At 67.1% G+C, this 17,326-nt stretch carries 14 protein-coding genes; 7 read left to right on the top strand and 7 right to left on the bottom strand.

The features are described 5' to 3' along the window. The first annotated feature begins 537 nt into the window (after positions 1-537). Complete coding sequence (locus tag AC1VXD_RS12510) at positions 538-1,725, top strand: mechanosensitive ion channel family protein (protein ID WP_482992309.1); 1,188 nt, start codon at positions 538-540, stop codon at positions 1,723-1,725. Positions 1,726-1,795: 70 nt separating this feature from the next. Here the strand turns inward: AC1VXD_RS12510 and AC1VXD_RS12505 are convergent, their stop codons facing one another. Genes AC1VXD_RS12505 through typA form a run of 3 tightly spaced genes read right to left on the bottom strand, consistent with a single transcriptional unit; the run spans position 1,796 to position 5,784 of the window. After that, positions 1,796-3,418, bottom strand: a complete 1,623-nt coding sequence (locus tag AC1VXD_RS12505; protein ID WP_482992308.1) for an amidase — start codon at positions 3,416-3,418, stop codon at positions 1,796-1,798. 41 nt (positions 3,419-3,459) lie between these two features. Beyond that, positions 3,460-3,927, bottom strand: coding sequence for a DUF2127 domain-containing protein (locus tag AC1VXD_RS12500; RefSeq protein WP_313054533.1), 468 nt, complete (start codon positions 3,925-3,927; stop codon positions 3,460-3,462). Between the two features lie 9 nt (positions 3,928-3,936). Beyond that, positions 3,937-5,784, bottom strand: coding sequence for a translational GTPase TypA (typA, locus tag AC1VXD_RS12495; RefSeq protein ID WP_049456418.1), 1,848 nt, complete (start codon positions 5,782-5,784; stop codon positions 3,937-3,939). A gap of 249 nt (positions 5,785-6,033) precedes the next feature. On the opposite strand from typA, the gene AC1VXD_RS12490 reads away from it, so the two are divergent. The 6 genes from AC1VXD_RS12490 (at position 6,034) to AC1VXD_RS12465 (ending at position 12,852) form a co-directional block, all read left to right on the top strand. After that, a complete protein-coding gene (locus AC1VXD_RS12490; RefSeq protein ID WP_079220769.1) occupies positions 6,034-6,525 on the top strand; it encodes a peptidylprolyl isomerase in 492 nt (163 codons plus the stop codon). A gap of 117 nt (positions 6,526-6,642) precedes the next feature. Next, on the top strand, positions 6,643-7,629 hold the full coding sequence (locus tag AC1VXD_RS12485; RefSeq protein ID WP_482992307.1) for a malate dehydrogenase: 987 nt from the start codon (positions 6,643-6,645) through the stop codon (positions 7,627-7,629). 206 nt (positions 7,630-7,835) lie between these two features. Then, positions 7,836-8,450: an RluA family pseudouridine synthase gene (locus AC1VXD_RS12480; protein WP_482992306.1), complete on the top strand. Its 615-nt coding sequence runs from the start codon at positions 7,836-7,838 to the stop codon at positions 8,448-8,450. A gap of 681 nt (positions 8,451-9,131) precedes the next feature. Then, positions 9,132-11,012, top strand: coding sequence for a propionate--CoA ligase (gene prpE, locus AC1VXD_RS12475; RefSeq protein WP_482992305.1), 1,881 nt, complete (start codon positions 9,132-9,134; stop codon positions 11,010-11,012). Between the two features lie 230 nt (positions 11,013-11,242). Further along, on the top strand, positions 11,243-11,746 hold the full coding sequence (locus AC1VXD_RS12470; protein WP_482992304.1) for a hypothetical protein: 504 nt from the start codon (positions 11,243-11,245) through the stop codon (positions 11,744-11,746). A 50-nt stretch (positions 11,747-11,796) separates the two neighbouring features. Beyond that, positions 11,797-12,852 carry a suppressor of fused domain protein gene (locus AC1VXD_RS12465; RefSeq protein WP_482992303.1) on the top strand — a complete coding sequence of 352 codons (1,056 nt, stop codon included), beginning with the start codon at positions 11,797-11,799 and terminating at the stop codon, positions 12,850-12,852. A 59-nt stretch (positions 12,853-12,911) separates the two neighbouring features. Here the strand turns inward: AC1VXD_RS12465 and AC1VXD_RS12460 are convergent, their stop codons facing one another. The 4 genes from AC1VXD_RS12460 to yczE all read right to left on the bottom strand — a co-directional run bounded on the left by AC1VXD_RS12460 (position 12,912) and on the right by yczE (position 17,136). Next, on the bottom strand, positions 12,912-13,523 hold the full coding sequence (locus tag AC1VXD_RS12460; RefSeq protein WP_482992302.1) for a glutathione S-transferase N-terminal domain-containing protein: 612 nt from the start codon (positions 13,521-13,523) through the stop codon (positions 12,912-12,914). 81 nt (positions 13,524-13,604) lie between these two features. Then, positions 13,605-14,063, bottom strand: a complete 459-nt coding sequence (locus tag AC1VXD_RS12455) for a cell wall hydrolase (RefSeq protein WP_004154513.1) — start codon at positions 14,061-14,063, stop codon at positions 13,605-13,607. A 295-nt stretch (positions 14,064-14,358) separates the two neighbouring features. Further along, a complete protein-coding gene (locus tag AC1VXD_RS12450) occupies positions 14,359-16,389 on the bottom strand; it encodes an oxidoreductase (protein WP_482992301.1) in 2,031 nt (676 codons plus the stop codon). 105 nt (positions 16,390-16,494) lie between these two features. After that, the gene (gene yczE / locus AC1VXD_RS12445; protein ID WP_482992300.1) at positions 16,495-17,136 is read right to left on the bottom strand and encodes a membrane protein YczE; all 642 of its coding nucleotides are present in this window, start codon (positions 17,134-17,136) and stop codon (positions 16,495-16,497) included. Between the last annotated feature and the right edge of the window lie 190 nt (positions 17,137-17,326).

Here is a 17,326-nt window from a genome sequence, read left to right as displayed (position 1 = left end):
GTAATGGCGGCTGTTGGTGGGTGCCGACCGTTGGTCGGCACATCTGTCGGTTATCGAGTGAATTCATCCACGCATGGCGTGGCTCTACTGGTAATGGCGGCTGTTGGTGGGGGCCGACCGTTGGTCGGCACATCTGTCGGATATCGTATGAATCATCCACGCATGGCGTGGTTCTAATGGGGCGCGAGGCCTTTGGTAGGTGTCGACCTTGGTCGACACGATTTTCCTGTCAGATATCAATATTCAAAATGGGGTTGGAGCCCGTTGCGCAGCAACGGGATCCGACCCCCGTACCGACCAACGGTCGGCACCCACCATCAGCAGCGGGAAACTGTCGAAGGCGGGGTGGGCCCGGTTGAGGGGGCGTGAGCCGCATGGATGCGGCGACCGAGCTTACATGGACGTACTTGCAGCGTCCCCCTCAACCGGACCCACCCCGCCAACCCTCAGGAAACCAGCTTTTGACGTTGACGTTGACGTTGCCGTTGCCGCTGCGGGTGCAGGGCATCGGCCCTGCATACAACACACTCATGCCCCATGCGCGACCCTGTCCATCCGCGTGTTCGAGTGGAGGTGGCAAGGGTGCATTGGGAGCACATGCAGGCCTATGCATGGCCGTTGGGGCTGGCGCTGGTGATCGGCGGCATCGGTGCATGGGTGATCCTCTGGGTCTATCACCGGTTGAAGGGGCGCGATCGGCGTCGTGCGCGCATCGGTCGCGTGCTCGGCCTGCCGCTGGCGACGGCGTTGCCGCTGCTGCTGCTGATACCCGCACTGCAGGCAACGCCACTGCAGGATCCGCTGCTGGGCAATCTGCAGCGCATCCTGCACATCAGCCTGGTGGCCTGCTTCATCTGGTTGCTGGTGCGCGGTGTCGGCGCCATCGAGCGCGCGATCCTGCGCAGCCATCCCATCGACGTGGCCGACAACCTGGAAGCGCGCCGCATCCAGACCCAGACCCGGGTGCTCAGCCGGGTGATCATGGGCGGCATCATCGTGCTCGGCGCCTCGCTGGTGCTGCTGCAGTTCGACATGGTGGCCAAGATCGGTTCGGCGCTGCTGGCGTCGGCGGGCCTGATCGGCCTGGTCGCCGGTATCGCCGCCAAGCCGGTGTTCGGCAACCTGATCGCGGGCCTGCAGATCGCGGTGACCCAGCCGATCCGCCTGGATGACGTGGTGATCGTTGAAGGCGAGTGGGGGCGCATCGAGGAGATCGGCAGCAGCTACGTGGTGGTGCGCATCTGGGATGAGCGGCGGATGGTGGTGCCGTTGACCTGGTTCATCGAAAACCCCTTCCAGAACTGGACGCGGCGCAGCGCCGACCTGCTGGGTACCGCGTTCTTCTGGCTGGACTATCGCGCGCCCATTGCGGCCATCCGTGCCGAGCTGGAGCGCATCTGCCGGGGCGAGCCGCTGTGGGATGGCCGCGTGTGCGTGACTCAGGTGACCGACACCAGCGAGCGTGCGATCCAGGTGCGCCTGCTGGTCAGTGCGCGCAGCTCCGGCGATGCGTTCGACCTGCGCTGCCTGGTGCGCGAACGGATGCTGGATTTCCTTGCCCGCGAACACCCGCAGTCGCTGCCGCAGGTGCGTGCACGGCTGCAGCACGAGGACGAGCTGGACATGCCGCGCGGACCGCGTGCGCGCACGGCGGACGTGCGTTCGCCGGGGGCGGAGGATGGTGAGGCGGCGATCGTGCCGGGGGAGCCGGAACCCGGACCGTAGCGCCGGGCCATGCCCGGCGAGCGCAGCGGCACGTGCCGTCCGCCGGGCTTGGCCCGGCGCTGCCAGGTGACTACGGATCGCCGGCGTCGATCAATGCGTCGGTGGCGAACCGCGGTGGCTGCCGTGCGCGGGTGCGCTGTTCGTAGGCATAGGCCATCTCGATCAGCTTCGGCTCGCTCCAGGCGGTGCCCATGAACAGCAGGCCGGCGGGCAGGCCGTCGATCCGGCCCATCGGCACGCTCAGGCTGGGGTAGCCGGCCACGGCGGCGGCGCTGTAGCTCTCGCCTGGGAAATCATCGCCGCTGCTGCGCAACGGCCAGGCAATGCCGGTGGTGGGCGCGACCAGGCCATCGAGCTGGTGCGTGGCCAGCACCGCATCAATGCCCTCAGGGCCGGCCAGGCGGCGCGCATCGCTGCGCGCACGGATGTAGGCGGGGTCGGCCAGGCCGGGGGTGGCGTCGGCCTCCTGCAGCAGCTGCTGGCCGAACAGACCCAGTTCCTGCTTCGCATGGGCCTGGTTGAAGGCGATCAGCGCGGCCAGGCTGCGCAGCGGCGCCTTGTAGGTGACCAGGTAGCGCTCCAGCCCCGCCTTGAACTCGTACAGCAGGACGGTGCGCTCGGCCTCTTCCCAGGCGCCCTGGTTGGGCATCGCCACCGGCACCACCACGGCGCCGGCACGGCGCAGCTCGCTCACGGCCTGGTCCATCAGCGGCGACATGCCGCGGTACTTCAGCAGCGGCGTCTGCAGCAGGCCCAGGCGTTTGCCGCGCAGGCCCTGCGGGTCCAGCCGCGCGGTGTAGTCGTAGACCGCCCGGCCGGGCATGGTCGCCGTGGCCGGGTCGGCGGCATCGCGGCCGGCGATGGCGGTAAGCACGGCGGCCGCATCGGCCACGCTGCGGGTCATCGGCCCGGCGGTGTCCTGGCTGAAGGAGATCGGGATGATGCCCTCGCGGCTGACCAGGCCGACGGTGGGCTTGAGCCCGACCACGCCGTTGATCGCCGCCGGGCAGACGATGCTGCCGTCGGTCTCGGTGCCGATCGCCACGCTGGCCAGGTTAGCGGCCACGGCCACCGCGCTGCCGCTGCTGGAGCCGCACGGCGAATGGCTCAGGCGGTAGGGGTTGCGGGTCTGACCGCCGCGCGCGCTCCAGCCGGAGATCGAGTCATTGCCGCGGAAGTTGGCCCATTCGCTGAGGTTGGTTTTGCCCAGCACCACCGCGCCGGCCTCGCGCAGGCGCCGCACCAGGTAGGCATCGCCGGGCTTGAAGCCCTGCAGCGCCAGCGAGCCGGCCGTGGTGGCCATGGGCGCCGCGTTGATGTTGTCCTTCAGCAGCACCGGGATGCCGTGCAGCGGGCCACGCAGGCGGCCTGCGTGGCGCTCGCGGTCGCGCTCTTCCGCTTCCTTCAGGGCATCGGGGTTGAGTTCCAGCACTGCGCGCAGGCGGGGGCCGGTTCGGTCCAGGGCGGCGATGCGCTGCAGGTAGGCGGCGGTGAGGGTGGCGCTGTCCAGCTCGCCGCTGACCATCCGCGCCTGCAGATCGGCCACGTCGGTTTCGGCATAGGGGAACGGCACGTTGCTGCTGCTGGGCGCGGCGGCGTGTGCCGCCGGTGTCGCCGGACTGCAGCCCACGGCAAACAGCGCGGGCAGGGCCGCGGTCAGGCAGGTCAGCAGGGAAGGCAGGAACGGGCGCATCGGACGGCTGGGTCGGCTCCAATCGTCAGTGTAGCGGCTGCTCAGTGGCGGCGCTTGCGCAGGTCGCGGGCGAGCACGTAGACGACGATCAGATTGATCGCCAGCACGCTCCAGGACGCCCAGCCGGGGTGGCGGAGCACCGCGTAGATATCGAAGGGCAGGTAGATGGACGCGGTCAGGCAGCCGAGCCAGGAGGCCCAGGCCCTGGCCTTCCACAGGCCCCAGGCTTCGACCAGGTGCAGCAGCCCGTAGCCGATCATCGCCGCCGCGGCCAGGTGCACCGCGTCGGGACTGATCATGTTCAGCAGCGAGGGCAGGGTGCCGTGATCCGGGTCCAGGCTGAAACGCCGGATCAGGGCATTGACCCCATCGCGAAGCGGCTGCGGACCGAGCATTTCCAGCCCGGTCGCAGCCAACAGCGCCAGCATCGCCTTGCTCGCTTCGAGCAGGGCGATGACGTGGAGACCCGGATGCCGGTGCGGATCCGGGTTGTAGCCGTTCTGGCTCACGGGTCAGGCTCAGCCGCCGCGCGAGGCCTTCTTGCGGTCGCTTTCGGTCAGGAACTTCTTGCGCAGACGGATCTCCTTCGGGGTGATCTCGACCAGCTCGTCGTCCTCGATGAAGTCCAGGGCCTGTTCCAGCGAGTACTTGATCGCCGGGGTCAGCTGGATCGCATCGTCCTTGCCCGAAGCGCGCATGTTGGTCAGCGGCTTGGTCTTGATCGCGTTGACGGTCAGGTCGTTGTCCTTGGAGTGGATACCGACCAGCTGACCTTCATACACGTTGTCGCCTTCAGCGGCGAACAGCTTGCCGCGTTCCTGCAGCGGGCCAAGCGAGTAGGCCGGCGTGGTGCCCGGCGCATTGGCGATCATCACGCCGTTGATGCGCTTGGCGATCGCGCCCTGTTCCTTCGGACCGTAATGGTCGAACACGTGGAACAGCAGGCCCGAACCCTGGGTCAGGGTCTTGAACTCGTTCTGGAAACCGATCAGGCCACGGGCCGGGATCGAGTATTCCAGGCGCACACGGCCCTTGCCGTCCGGCTCCATGTTCTTCAGCTGGCCCTTGCGGGTGCCCAGCTTTTCCATCACGCCGCCCTGGTGGATTTCTTCGATGTCCACCACCAGCTGTTCGATCGGCTCCATCATCTGGCCGTCGATTTCCTTGATGATGACTTCCGGGCGCGACACGGCCAGTTCGTAGCCTTCACGACGCATGTTCTCGATCAGCACCGACAGGTGCAGTTCGCCACGGCCGGAGACCAGGAACTTGTCGGCGTCTTCAAGCTGCTCGACCTTCAGGGCCACGTTGTGGACCTTTTCACGGTCCAGGCGGTCCTTGATCTGGCGGCTGGTCAGGAACTTGCCACCGGACAGGTCCTTGTTGCCGGCGAACGGCGAGTTGTTGACCTGGAAGGTCATCGAGATGGTCGGCTCGTCGACGGTCAGTGCCGGCAGCGCTTCCGGGGTATCCGGGTGGCACAGGGTGTCGGAGATGGTCAGCTCCGGGATACCGGAGATGGCGACGATGTCGCCGGCTTCGGCGGTGTCCTGCTCGATGCGCTCCAGGCCCAGGAAGCCCAGCACCTGCGCGACCTTGCCGTTGCGCTTCTTGCCTTCACGGTCGATGACCGCGACCTGCATGTTCTTCTTCAGGGTGCCGCGCTGGATGCGGCCGATGCCGATGACGCCCACGAAGTTGTTGTAGTCCAGCTGGCTGATGCGCATCTGGAAGGCGCCTTCCGGATCGACTTCCGGCTTCGGCGCGTGCTGCATGATCGCTTCATACAGCGGGGTCATGTCGCCGTCGCGCACGGTGTCTTCCAGGCCGGCGTAGCCGTTCAGGGCCGAGGCGTAGACGATCGGGAAGTCGAGCTGCTCGTTGGTGGCGCCGAGCTTGTCGAACAGGTCGAAGACCTGGTCGATCACCCACTCCGGACGCGAGCCCGGACGGTCAACCTTGTTGACCACGACGATCGGCTTGAAGCCCATCGCGAAGGCCTTCTGGGTGACGAAGCGGGTCTGCGGCATCGGGCCGTCCATCGCGTCGACGAGGATCAGCACGGTGTCGACCATCGACAGCACGCGCTCCACTTCGCCGCCGAAGTCGGCATGCCCCGGGGTATCGACGATGTTGATCCGGTTCTTGATGCCGGTCTTCTTGTCTTCCCAGGTGATGGCGGTGTTCTTGGCCAGGATGGTGATGCCGCGTTCCTTTTCCTGGTCGTTGCTGTCCATCACGCGCTCGGCGAGGACGGTACGCTCGGACAGGGTGCCGGACTGCTTCAGCAGCTGGTCGACCAGGGTGGTCTTGCCATGGTCGACGTGAGCGACGATGGCGATGTTGCGAAGGTTTTCGATGGACATACGAAAGGGGGCCAGTCGGCGCCGGATTTGGAAAAAGAAGTCCAACATTATACGTCGAAGTTGACGATTGGCGAAAACCTTCATTTCAGATCCGGTCGGAGGCCCATTCAGGTGCCTGCCGGGGCTGCCTGAACGGTGCCCCCCGGCCGTCCGGGCCGGCTCCGTTGGCCCATGGTCGAAGGCGCGGCTGCCACGGGCGCGGTGTAAACTAGGTGGCTAGACGCATTCCCATCTGCAGCAAGGATCTCCATGTCCCTCATCGCCACTTTCGACACCACCCAGGGCCCGATCAAGGTCGAGCTGTTCGCCGACAAGGCGCCGCTGACGGTTGCCAACTTCGTCAACCTGGTCAAGCAGGGCTTCTATGACGGCCTTATCTTCCACCGCGTCATCGCCGACTTCATGATCCAGGGCGGCTGCCCGCAGGGTCGTGGCACCGGTGGCCCGGGCTACAAGTTCGAGGACGAGAAGAATGGCGTGAAGCACGAGGTCGGCTCGCTGTCGATGGCCAACGCCGGCCCGAACACCAACGGCAGCCAGTTCTTCATCACCCACATCAAGACCGACTGGCTGGACGGCCGCCACACCGTCTTTGGCAAGGTCCTGGAGGGCCAGGCCATCGTCGATTCGGTCAAGCAGGGCGACGTGATCCATTCGATCACCCTGGAAGGCGACGTCGACGCCGCGCTGGCCGCACAGGCCGACCGCGTCGCCGAGTGGAACAAGATCCTCGCCGCCTGATCCCCCTTCGAAACGGCCACCCCTCGGTGGCCGTTTCCCTGTTCCCCGCCGCCCGCCAGGCCTGCGTGCCACGCCCGCGGCGTTCCATCCAACGCTTGCAAGCAAGAGGAAACCCCCATGAAAGCACCCGTTCGTGTTGCCGTGACCGGCGCTGCCGGCCAGATCGGTTACGCCCTGCTGTTCCGCATCGCCTCCGGCGAAATGCTGGGCAAGGACCAGCCGGTCATCCTGCAGCTGCTGGAACTGCCGGTCGACAAGGCCCAGGCCGCCCTGAAGGGCGTGATGATGGAGCTGGAAGACTGCGCCTTCCCGCTGCTGGCCGGCATGGTCGGCACCGACGACGCCGAAGTGGCCTTCAAGGACGCCGACATCGCCCTGCTGGTCGGCGCGCGTCCGCGCGGCCCGGGCATGGAGCGCAAGGACCTGCTGCTGGAAAACGCCAAGATCTTCACCGCCCAGGGCGCGGCGCTGAACAAGGTCGCCAGCCGTGACGTGAAGGTGCTGGTGGTCGGCAACCCGGCCAACACCAATGCCTACATCGCCATGAAGTCGGCCCCGGACCTGAAGCCGGAAAACTTCACCGCCATGCTGCGCCTGGACCACAACCGCGCGCTGAGCCAGCTGTCGAACAAGCTCGGCAAGCCGGTCGGTGGCATGGAGAAGCTGGTCGTGTGGGGCAACCACAGCCCGACCATGTACCCGGACTACCGTTTCGCCACCGCCGATGGTGCCTCCATCGCCGATGCGATCAACGACCAGGATTGGAACGCCAACACCTTCATCCCGACCGTCGGCAAGCGCGGCGCGGCGATCATCGAAGCCCGCGGCTCGTCCTCGGCTGCTTCGGCCGCCAACGCTGCGATCGACCACGTGCGTGACTGGGTGCTGGGCAGCAACGGCAAGTGGGTCACCATGGGCGTGCCGTCCGACGGTTCCTACGGCATTCCGGAAGGCGTGATCTTCGGCTTCGCCGTGACCACCGAAAACGGCAAGTACACCCTGGTCAAGGATCTGCCGATCGACGACTTCAGCCAGAAGTACATCGACAAGACCCTGGCCGAGCTGGAAGAAGAGCGCTCCGGCGTCGCCCACCTGCTGGGCTGATACCGGCGTTGACCGGTAGGTACCGACCGTTGGTCAGTACGCGATCCAGAAGGTAGGTACCGACCGTTGGTCGGTACGCGATCCAGAAGGTAGGTACCGACCGTTGGTCGGTACGCGATCCAGAAGGTAGGTACCGACCGTTGGTCGGTACGCAGGAACGGGGAAGCTTCGGCTTCCCCGTTCCTGTTTGAGAACCAGGAAACCTAATGATCCACCTGCATTACATCGATGACGCACTGCTGGTGGCCGAGAAGCCGGCCGGCCTGCTGTCCGTGCCCGGCCGCAGCGAAGAGAACCAGGACTGCGTGGTGGCGCGGCTGCAGGCGCTGTACCCGGATGCGCTGACCGTGCACCGCCTGGACCAGGTGACCTCGGGCCTGCTGCTGCATGCACGCGGCAAGGCGATGCAGGCGGCGCTGTCGATGCAGTTCGAGCAGCGCCAGGTGAGCAAGCGCTACGAGGCGGTGGTGCAGGGGCTGCTTGAGGCCGATGCCGGTGAAGTGGACCTGCCGTTGATCGTGGACTGGCCGAACCGGCCGAAGCAGCTGGTCGACCACGAACGTGGCAAGCCGGCGCTGACGCGCTGGCAGGTGCTGGCGCGGGACGCGCAGGCGCAGCGCACGCGGGTGGCGCTGGAGCCGGTGACGGGGCGCAGCCATCAGCTGCGGCTGCACATGGCCAGTCTGGGCCATCCCATCGTGGGGGATGTGTTGTATGACGCCGCGCCGGCGCAGCGGGTGCATCTGCATGCATGCGCGCTTGCGTTCACGCATCCGGTGACGGGTGCCGTGCTCGCGTTGGAGTCAGAGGCTCCGTTCTAGGTGGGATGTGGGTTCAGCAGGGCTGCGCCCTGCACCTGCCGAAGCAACGTCAACGTCAACGTCAAAAGCAGGCTATCCGTGGGATGGCGGGGCGGTGTCGGATTGCGGGGACGCCGCAAGTACGTCCCTGCAGGCTTGGCAGACAGTTTCCCCGTGGATGTTGGTGGGTGCCGACCGTTGGTCGGCACGGGGTCAGATATCGATATTTGACAGATTTCATCCACGCATGGCGTGGCTCTACTGTGTCGACTCGGACAGGTTGTTGGTAGCTGTCGACCGTTGGTCGACACATCTTTCAGATAGTGAAATTCTTCTGGGGTCAGAGCCCGTTGCGCAGCAACGGGATCCGAGCCCCGTACCGACCCACGGTCGGCACCCACCATCAGCAGCGGGAAACTGTCGAAGGCGGGGGGGGGGCGGTTGAGGGGGCGTGAGCCGCATGGATGCGGCGACTGAGCTTACAGGGACGTACTTGCAGCGTCCCCCTCAACCGGACCCACCCCGCCATCCCGCAGGAAATCCGCTTCCGCTGTTGCGTCTGCTGTTGCTTCGGCTTCGGCTTCGGCAGGTGCAGGGCGGCAGCCCTGCAGAACACACCCCACCCCCTACCAAGGTAGGGCGGCCCGCATGCCAGCACCGGACTATCCTCGATTGCATGACTTTGTCTGGGAGGGCTGCGTCATGAACTACGAGGAAACCTACCGCCGCTCGATCGACGAGCCGGAGGCCTTCTGGGGCGAGGAAGCCAGGCGCATCTACTGGCATGTGCCGCCGAAGCAGGTGCTGGATTACAGCAACCCGCCGTTCCGCCGCTGGTACGTCGGCGGCCAAACCAACCTCTGCTACAACGCCGTCGACCGCCACCTTGTCGATCGCGCCGACCAGCTCGCGCTGGTCGCGGTCTCCACCGAAACCAACGTCACCCGCGAAATCACCTATCGCCAGCTGTACCGCGAAGTGAATGACTTCGCCGCGGTGCTGCAGCGCCTCGGTGTCGGCCACGGAGATCGAGTGGTCATCTACATGCCCAACATGGCCGACGCCGTGTTCGCCATGCTGGCCTGCGCGCGCATCGGCGCCGTGCACTCGGTGGTGTTCGGTGGCTTCGCCGCGCACAACCTGGCGCTGCGCATCGACGATGCCAAGCCTAAGCTGCTGATCGCAGCCGACGCCGGCATGCGCGGTGGCAAGGTCATTCCGTACAAGGCCATGGTCGACGCGGCCTGCGCCGAAGCGGCCAACCCGCCGCCGCACGTGCTGATCGTCTCGCGCGGGCTGGATCCGGCCGAGCCGCGCGTGCAGGGGCGCGATGTCGACTACGCCGAGCTGCGTGCGCAGGTGGGCGAGGTGGACGTGCCGGTGAAATGGCTCGAATCCAGCGAACCCAGCTACCTGCTCTACACCTCCGGCACCACCGGCAAGCCCAAGGGCGTGCAGCGCGATGTCGGCGGATACGCGGTGGCGATGGCGCAGTCGATGCAGACCGTGTTCGACTGCAAGCCCGGCCAGGTGATGTTCTCCACCTCGGACGTGGGCTGGGCCGTCGGCCATTCCTACAACGTCTACGGGCCGTTGATCGGCGGCTGCACCTCGCTGCTGTACGAAGGCCTGCCGACCAACCCGGACCCGGGCATCTGGTGGGCGCTGTGCGAGCAGTACAACGTGCGCACGATGTTCTCCTCGCCCACGGCCATCCGCGTGCTGAAGAAACACGATGCCGACTTCATCCACCGCCATGACCTGGATGCGCTGAAGTATCTGTTCCTGGCCGGCGAGCCGCTGGATGAGCCCACCGCGCACTGGATCAGCGAGGCGCTGTGCAAGCCGATCATCGACAACTACTGGCAGACCGAAACCGGTTGGCCGGCGCTGACCCTGCTGCCGGGGCTGGACATGAAGCCGGTGCGCTTCGGTTCGCCGGGTTTCCCCAATCTCGGCTATCGCATGAAGGTGATCGACGAGAACACCGGCGAGGAAGTCGCCGCCGGGCAGAAGGGCGTATTGGTTGTCACGCCGCCGCTGCCGCCGGGCTGCATGAGTACGGTCTGGAACGACGATGCGCGCTTCATGCAGAGCTACTTCAGCCACTTCAAGGAGCTGCTGTACAGCTCGCTGGACTGGGCCATCCGCGATGACGACGGCTACACCTTCATCCTCGGCCGCACGGACGATGTGATCAACGTGGCCGGCCATCGCCTGGGCACGCGCGAGATCGAGGAAGCCATTTCCGGGCACCCGCGCGTGGCCGAGGCGGCGGTGATCGGGGTCAAGGACGAACTGAAGGGGCAGGTGCCGCTGGTGTTCGTCACCCTCAAGCAGGGACTCAACGGCGAGGATCCGGCACCGGTGGTGGCCGAGATGATGGCGGCGGTGACCGCCTCGCTCGGCGCGGTGGCGCGGCCGGCGCATGTGCACGTGGTCAATGCGCTGCCCAAAACCCGCTCGGGCAAGCTGCTGCGGCGTTCGCTGCAGGCGCTGGCCGAACAGCGCGACCCGGGCGATCTGTCGACCCTGGATGACCCCGGGGCGCTGGAAGAGATCCGCCGCGCGTTGGGGCGGTAAACCGATTCTGTAGAGCCGAGCCCGCGCTCGGCTGCGTTTGCGTGGTGGAGAAAAGCCGCCAGGCATGGCCTGGCGCTACCCAACCACCGCACATGCGCTAAGCTCGGCCTGTCATCGATCTGCAACAGGGCCTGCGCTTCGGGGAAGCTGCGCAGGCTCCGACGATGGCGAGCAAGGGGGCGCGTCCGTCCGGGCGCGCAGATGAAGCGCATCAAGGATCGGGGGGATGCATGGCACTGCTGCACGCCAAGACGGCCGCTGGCCGCCAGGAAATCGAAGACCGTGGCCGTCGCCTGCCGGCGGGACTGCGTTCGATCCTGTTGATGGTCGATGGCCGACGCGATGACAACGAACTGCGCGGCCTGCTTGAAGGCCTGCGCGCACCGCAGGATGCATTGCAGCAACTGGCGGCGCTGGAACTGATCGAGGTGGTTGGCGGTTCGGTCGAGCCGGTGGCCGCGCGCGGCCTCAGCAGCGGCCGCGAGCAGGACCCGGCGCTGTACCAGCAGCTGTACGACGCGATGAGCGACGCAGTCCGTCGCCATCTGGGCCTGAAGGGCTATTTCATGCAGCTGAAGATCGAGCGCTGCAAGGACGCGTTGTCGCTGGAGCGGCTGTGCCCGGAGCTTCAGGAGGCCGTGGCGAAAGCGCGCAGTCCGGCGCTGGCCCAGCGCTGGTGGCAGGAAACCCAGGCGCAGCTGTCGCCGGCCACCGGCGGGGTCGTGCAGGCCTGAGGTGGCGGGTAAAGTGGGCGGTGGATTCCACTGCCCCCGAGGAGACCTGCGTGCAGGACGAACACGACACCACCGACACGCCCGGTTGGGACGCCATCAACGCCGCGCTGGCACCTCTGTATGCCGGCCAGGAGCCGCTCCATTACGGCACCGCGTTGCCCTACACGCTGGGCGGCCAGGATCCGCTGGATGGGATCAGCGTTTACTGGGCCGACGCGCCGATACCGCACTGGCACTACGTCACCTACGGCTTATCCGAACTGTATGCGAAGGAAAGCAGCGATGCCGACGCCAGCGGTTATGGCTTCGAGCTCACGTTCCGGCTGGCGGCAGCGCCCGGCGAGGACGCCACTGGCACGCCGCCGGTGTGGCCGCTGAACCTGCTGCAGAACCTGGCGCGCTATGTGTTCGGCAGCGGCAACGTGTTCGAGGATGGCCACCATCTCAATGCCAACGGACCGATCGCGCTGGAGACCGACACCCGCCTGTGCCATCTGGCCTTCATCGCCGACCCGCAGCTGCCGGCGCGCGATACCGCCAACGGCCACCTGCAGTTCCTGCAGCTGGTCGGCCTGACCGACGAAGAGATGGAAGCGGTCAAGCGCTGGTCGACCCGCGATGTGCTGCTGGCCCTGCAGCCGGCGATGCCGCTGTGGATCACCGACCTGCACCGCGGCAACATGCTGGATGACCCGGCGCTGGCGGCACAGGTGCGCGAGGGCAGTGAACGCGAAGGTTCCAGCACCGGCATGCTGTTCATCGAGACGCTGCAGTGGCGGCAGGAAGCGGGTGTGACGACGCTGGTGCTGGGCGCCGGCCAGGTGTCGAGCGTGTGCGAGCTGCTGGGCCTGCGCCTGCGCCATGGCAGGCCGCTGGAGCTGGTCAGCCGTGAGCGGCAGTGGACGTTCGTGCCTGTCGCTGGCGAGCCTGCAAAAGATGTTGGAAGCGACAGCGCGCGCTGGGCCCTGGACGAGGCCGGGCTGCAGGCGATGGCGGCGGTGCCGGCCGAACGCGGGCTGTACCCGGTGGCGCATTCGCTGCGCATTGAAGTGGTGCCGACCCAGCTGCGCGACGGCAAGGGCGAGGTCATCCGCGAGATCGGCTGAGCACGCGGGGTGGGGTCGGAGCCGTCTGCTGCGCAGAAGGATCCGACCCCGCTCAAACGTCAGGCCAGGCCTTCAGCCTTCAGCACGGCCTGCACGCCGGTATCGGCTTCCATGCGGGTCTTGAAGGCAGCCACGTTGTCCAGGCCGACCAGGTCGACCTTGGCGGCCGCGGCCCAGCGCAGGGTAATGTAGAAGTAGGGATCGGCGAAGCTGCGGAAACCGGCCAGCCACGGCTTGTCGGCCAGCTGCTTGTCGGCGGTTTCGAACAGGCCACGCAGGCGCTTGCGCGCGGCGGCGCGGATGGCGTCGAACTGGCCTTCATCGGCGATGAACTTGGCCGGCGCGAACAACGGCGAGAACGCCGGGTGCACGTCCGAATTGACGAAGGACAGCCAGCGGGTGGCTTCGGCGCGCTGCTGCGCACTGCCATCACCGGCCAGGCCAGCCTGCGGGAAGCTGTCGGCGATATAGCCCATGATGGCCGCGTTCTGAAGCAGGATGAAATCGCCATCGACCAGGGCGGGCACCGCACCGGCTGGGTTGATCTTGAGGAATGCGGGACCCTTCAGGGTGTCCTTGTCCAGCAGTTCCACGTCGTAGGGCTGGCCGGTCCACTGCAGGGCGATGTGGTCGGCGGTGGAACAGGCACCGGGCTTGCTGTACAGCTTCATGGGAACTCCAGGCGGGGCGGGAAACGACCACTATCCCAGAGCCTGCCGGCGCGCGGCAACGCTGCCGCCGGCAACAGATCGTTACGACTGGCGAGGCTTGAGGTTCTGCACCTTATAGAAGGTGTGGTCGCCGATGGTCGCCACCTGGTAGGCATTGCGCCAGTTCGGGCTGGCGATGGACAGCGCGGCGAAGTGGCTGGCGCCGGGCACGATTTCGCGGCGTTCGCCGGCCGGCAGCGCCCAGTTGCGCTCGGCGTCGAAGGCCACGTTCATCGCCTCGCTCCAGGCTGCGTCGTTGCCCAGCTGGGTGCCGGGGGAGACGATGGTCGGGGCGAACTGCTTGCGCGCGGTGACCACCTGGCACATCGAATCACCCCACAGGCCGCTGTCGAGGCGGCGCAGTGCGACTTCGGCGACGGCCTGCTGGCCGCGCAGGGTCTGGTCGCGGGCTTCCAGGTAAACGGTGGTGCTCAAACACAATGAATCAGCGGCCGGCTGCGGCAACAACTGCGACAGCCAGAGAATCCAGGCCAGTTTCATATAACTCCTTGCTCCGTGTGGGCCGCACCTCTGGATTCCCGCAGCGGGGGCTGCGGGCCGGGGTACGACTTGGCGTCATGGGGAGGCGGCCATCGGGGCCGCCCCGTGGGCGACCCCAAAAGAAACGATCAATCCGATCGAGGGGGTCGCGCCGGCTCACCGGAAACTGGCTGGTGAGCGGAAAGTTGGCGCAAGGTAGGGGGGGATTGCCGAACGCATCCTGAATCGGCTTGCTTGACATTCAGGTTTGGGGCGGGAGACGGAAATCACATTCCGCCCCCCATTCAGGCTCGGATTACAGCAAAGCAGCCACCCGGCTGCCCTGATCGATTGCTCGTTTTGCGTCGAGTTCGGCCGCCACATCCGCACCGCCGATCAGCTGCGCGGCGATGCCCGCGGCCTGCAGTTCGGCCAGCAGCACACGGTTCGGTTCCTGCCCGGCACAGACCACCACGTGGTCGACCGGCAGCAGCTGTTCGCTGCCCTCGACGCGGATGCGCAGGCCATCGTCGTCCACGCCCAGATACTCCACGCCGCCGAGCATGCGCACGCCCTTGGCCTTCAGCGTGGCGCGGTGGATCCAGCCGGTGGTCTTGCCCAGCCGCGCACCGGGTTTGCCGGCACTCCGCTGCAGCAGCCAGAGGCGACGCGGCGACGCCTCCACCTGCGGGGTGGCGAGGGCGCCGCGGGCCTCGAAGCGGCTGTCCACGCCCCATTCGGCCATCCAGCGCTGCGGGTCCAGCGACGGCGAGGGGCCGGCATGGCTGAGGAACTCGCCGACATCGAAGCCGATGCCGCCGGCGCCGATGATCGCCGCGTTGGCGCCGACCTCGACCTGGCCCAGCAGCACGTCCAGGTAGCTGACCACCTTGGCGTGGTCGGCACCGGGGAAATCGACCTTGCGCGGGGTGATGCCGGTGGCCAGCACTACCTCGTCGAATCCGGTCAGGGCGGCCACGTCGGCGCGGGTGTCCAGGCGCAGCTGCACGCCGGTTTCGGCCAGCTTGTGGCGGAAGTAGCGCAGGGTCTCGTGGAACTCCTCCTTGCCCGGGATGCGCTTGGCCACGTTGAACTGGCCGCCGATCTCCCCGCCGGCATCGAACAGGGTGACCTGGTGGCCACGTTCGGCGGCCACCGTGGCGCAGGCCAAGCCGGCCGGGCCGGCACCGACTACGGCGATCTTCTTCGGTGCGGTGGTCGGGTGGTAGACCAGCTCGGTTTCGTGCGCGGCACGCGGGTTGACCAGGCAGCTGGCCAGCTTGTTCTCGAACACGTGGTCCAAGCAGGCCTGGTTGCAGGCGATGCAGGTGTTGATCGCCTCGGCGCGGCCGGCGCGGGCCTTGTTCGGCCACTGCGGATCGGCCAGCAGCGGGCGTGCCAGCGACACCATGTCGGCGCCGCCGCCGGCCAGGATGCGCTCGGCCACGTCGGGCATGTTGATGCGGTTGGTCGCCACCAGCGGCACCTTCACGTGTGGCTTGAGCTTGGCGGTGACCCCGGCGAAGGCCCCGCGCGGCACCGAGGTGGCGATGGTCGGAATGCGCGCCTCGTGCCAGCCGATGCCGGAATTGATGATCGTCGCGCCGGCCGCCTCGATGGCCTGCGCCTGCTGCACGATCTCTTCCCAGTTGCTGCCGTCATCGACCAGGTCGACCAGCGACAGCCGGTAGATGATGATGAAGTCCGGCCCGCAAGCCTCGCGGATGCGGCGCACGATCTCCACCGCGAAGCGCATGCGCTGCTTTGCGTCGCCACCCCAGGCATCGGTGCGCGTGTTGGTGCGCGGGGCGATGAACTCGTTGATGAGGTAGCCCTCCGAGCCCATCACCTCCACGCCGTCGTAGCCGGCCTCGCGGGCCAGCTTCGCACTGCGCGCGTAGTCGGCGATATGGCGTTCGACGCCGCTGGCCGACAGCGCACGCGGGGTGAACGGATTGATCGGCGCCTTCAGCTTCGACGGCGCTACCGACAGCGGGTGATAGGCGTAGCGACCCGCGTGCAGCAGCTGCAGGCAGATCTTCGCGCCGTGCTGGTGCGCGGCGGCGGTGAGCTGGCGGTGCGGGCGCACTTCCCAGGGCCAGGACAGCTTGCCGCCGAACGGCTTGAGCCAGCCCACCACGTTCGGCGCGAAGCCACCGGTGACGATCAGGCCGACGCCGCCCTCGGCGCGTTCGGCAAAGTAGGCGGCCAGGCGCGGGAAGTCGCGGGCGCGATCTTCCAGACCGGTGTGCATCGAGCCCATCAGCACCCGGTTGCGCAGCTGGGTGAAGCCCAGGTCCAGCGGTGAGAACAGGTGCGGGTAGGCGGTTTCGTTGGCTGGCGACATGATCGATACGCTTGCGTACGGAAGCGCGCAGCGTGCCGCGAAACCGCGGCCGGGGCAAGGGCTGGTGCAGCGCCCGGTAGCGACGGGCCATGCCCGGCGACGATGTCATCCGTGGCCGCGCTGCGCGCTCGCCGGGCGTGGCCCGGCGCTACTACCGGCCGGGCGGCCGATGCCGAACCAACCCAGGGTGAATCCGCACAGCGGGCCGATCAGCACGGCGAAGGCCAGCGTGCCCAGGCCGATGTTGCCGCCCAGCCACCAGCCCACCGCCAGTGCGCTGCCTTCGATGAGGGTGCGGACCTTCCAGATCGGCCAGCCGGTGCGTGCATGCAGGCCGGTCATCAGCCCATCGCGCGGACCGGGGCCGAGCCGTGCGCCGATGTACAGCCCGGTGGCCAGCGCGATCAGCAGCAGGCCGGCGCAGAACAGCAGCAGCTGCCACGCCAGGCCGACGGCGGGCGGCAGCAGCCACAGGCCAAACTGCGCGGACGGCCCGATCAGCAGCACGTTGAGCACGGTGCCCACGCCGGGCTTCTGCCGCAGTGGCAACCACACCAGCAGCACCACCAGGCCCACCAGGTTGGTGACCAGGCCGAACGACAGCGGCGAGTGCAGGGTGATGCCCTGTGACAGCACGTCCCACGGCGCCACGCCGATGGCCGCGCGCACCATCAGGGCGATGCCGAATCCGTACAGGAACAGGCCGGTGACAAGTTGCAGCAGGCGCAGGGGCAGGGCGGTGGGCATGGGTGTTCCGGGGGAGGGGAGATCTGTTCCCACCGTAGTCCGGCTTTGGCGTTCGTTACAGATACAGATGCAAGGCAATGCGCGCGTACAGCGGCGCTGCCGCGAGCGGGCTGTTCCGCATCAACGGTAATGACGGGCAGGCGCGGCAGAATATCGGTCGGTGCGCAGCTGAAACCACGACATCCAATGA

Source organism: Stenotrophomonas sp. STEN054 (assembly GCF_056854535.1).
Note: the sequence above shows the minus strand (reverse complement) of the source record. Positions and strands in the feature narration are given on the sequence as shown.